The following is a 2,157-nucleotide window of genomic DNA, read 5'->3' on the forward strand; positions in this document are numbered from 1 at the left end:
AGCGGGCGGCCGGGATCAGTGCCAGCTGGCGGCTCTGGGCGACGACCGCGCCGGTGGAGTCGATGACCAGCTGATCCTCGTCGAACATCCGGCCGCCGACCTCGCGGGAGGTCGCGATGACGCGCAGCCAGCCGGGGGCAGGGACGCGCCGCAGGTAGGTGGTCATCTGGACGGTGGGCGACCAGCCGAAGTGGCCGAGGTTCATCGGCACGGGCGGGCTCATGTCGGCGGCCATCATGGCGAACGCGGCGCGCACGCGCGGGTCGGGCTCGTCGCCGCCGAGCGGGCGGATCCACAGTCGCAGGCGCGGGTCGCCGGTGCCGCCGCCGAGGAACTCCGCCCAGCTGGGGTCGAGCGCGACGTGCGCGGCCTGGCCGACGTGCACGACCTTGCCCATCGGGGAGTCCGGCGTGTAGATCAGCGCGTCGGGGGTGGGCTCGGCGGGCATGTCGGTGTCCGGGCCCGCCCAGCGCGGCTCGCCGTCGTCGAGGCGGCCGAAGGTGAACGAGGTGCGCACCAGGGTGCGCCCGTTCTGCAGGAGGTCGGTGTGGGCCAGGCAGATCTGGCGGCCCTTCTTGGTGATCCGCACGGCGTACTCGACCTCGCCGGGGTCGGGGGCGCCGAGGAAGTCGGAGCTGGCGGCGATGGGCGCCATCTCGGCCAGGGCGGGGTCGCTGCCGGTCAGCCAGCGGGTGGCGGCGGCCGCGCTCGCGGCGACCATGGTGCCGCCGTGCACCTTCGGGCCGATCGTCCAGGTCGGGTCGATGACGCCGGTGAAGCGGCCGGTGGTGGCGTCGTCCCCGCTGACGGAGGGCAGTTCCGTCAGGGCGCACACCTGCGTGAACGGGGCGTCCGTTACGAGCTCTGCGGTCATTCGTACAGCGTACAAGCCGAGGCGCGCCCGGAAAACCCGGAAGTGACCCAGCAGTCAGTTCACATCGGCGGGCGTCGGCCGCGGATCCGGGGCGGCGCCGGTGAGGTGGGTGCGGGCGAACTCGAGGGTCCGCGCCAGCATCGCCGAGCGCGCGGAGATGCTGCGCGCGTTCTGGGTGTTGATCTCGGCCACCGCCTGCCCCCGGAACCCTGTGTGCACCAGGTACTCGCACAGTTCCGCGCACGGCTGGGTGCCCTCGCCCGGCACCAGGTGCTCGTCGTGGGCCGCGCCACGGCCGTCGGCCAGGTGCAGATGCGCCAGGCCGGGGCCCATCCGCTCGGCCAGCGCCAGCGCGTCGGCGCCCGCAGTCGCCGTGTGCGACAGGTCGAGGGTGTAGTGGGCGAAGCCGGTGTCGGTCGGGTCGTAGGACGGGCTGAACGCGCTCACCGCCGGACCCGGGCCCGACCGCCGCTCCAGCCGCCGCACCGCGCCCTCGCGGAACAGCGTGTCCGCGCGCATCGGGAACATGTTCTCCACCGCGACCACCACGGGGTGGTGCTCCTCCAGCTCGGCGACCTGCTCCGCGAAGCCGCGCGCGTACCGCCGCTGCCACCGGAACGGCGGATGCACGACCACCGTCGCCGCGCCGAGCGCCTCGGCGGTCTGCACGCTGCGCTCGAGCTTGGCCACCGGATCCGCGCCCCACACCCGCTGCGAGATCAGCAGGCACGGCGCGTGCACGGCCAGCACCGGCACCCCGTACCGCTTGCTGTACGCCGCGACGGTGGCGATGTCCTGACTGGCGGGCTCCGCCCACACCATCAGTTCGACCCCGTCGTACCCCAACTCGGCGGCGTAGCGGAACGCCGCCTGGGTGTTCTCGGGATAGACCGACGCCGTCGACAACCCCACCTGTACGTCTTCGCGCGCGAGGTGCCCCACACCCACTCCTGAACTCAGCCGGTACTCAAGAGAAAGGCTAGCGGTCCCAGCGTCACGAAGACGCCGACGACGACCGCGATCACCGTGCTGAAGATGTCGTCGGTGCGCCGCAGCACCCGCACCAGGGCGACCAGACCGAGGATGACCAGCATCGCGAGCATGAGCGCCACCCAGGGCAGCGTCTCCCACATGGTCTCGAAACCCTTGAACAACAGCATGCCGGTGACCGCCGCCGCCAGGCTCTGCCCGCCGAGGATCAGCCACTGGCGGCGGTTGGCGTCGTCGCCGGTCAGGCGGGCGACCCGGCTGCCCGCGCCGCGGCCCGGCAGCTTGCCCGCCGC

General features: G+C 73.0%; 3 protein-coding genes. All 3 read right to left on the reverse strand.

Features of this window, described 5'->3' with window-relative positions:
* The coding region (locus ON36_RS25330) for a thioesterase family protein (RefSeq protein ID WP_043658579.1) at window positions 1–874 on the reverse strand (874 nt) is incomplete at its 3' end.
* A gap of 54 nt (window positions 875–928) precedes the next feature.
* Window positions 929–1,816, reverse strand: a complete 888-nt coding sequence (locus ON36_RS25335) for a sugar phosphate isomerase/epimerase family protein (protein WP_043658575.1) — start codon at window positions 1,814–1,816, stop codon at window positions 929–931.
* 14 nt (window positions 1,817–1,830) lie between these two features.
* On the reverse strand, window positions 1,831–2,157 hold a 327-nt coding region (locus tag ON36_RS25340; RefSeq protein ID WP_043658577.1), incomplete at its 5' end, for an Rv0497 family membrane protein.

It is taken from the genome of Nocardia thailandica NBRC 100428, assembly GCF_000308795.1.
In the GTDB taxonomy this organism is placed as follows: Bacteria; Actinomycetota; Actinomycetes; order Mycobacteriales; family Mycobacteriaceae; genus Nocardia; species Nocardia thailandica.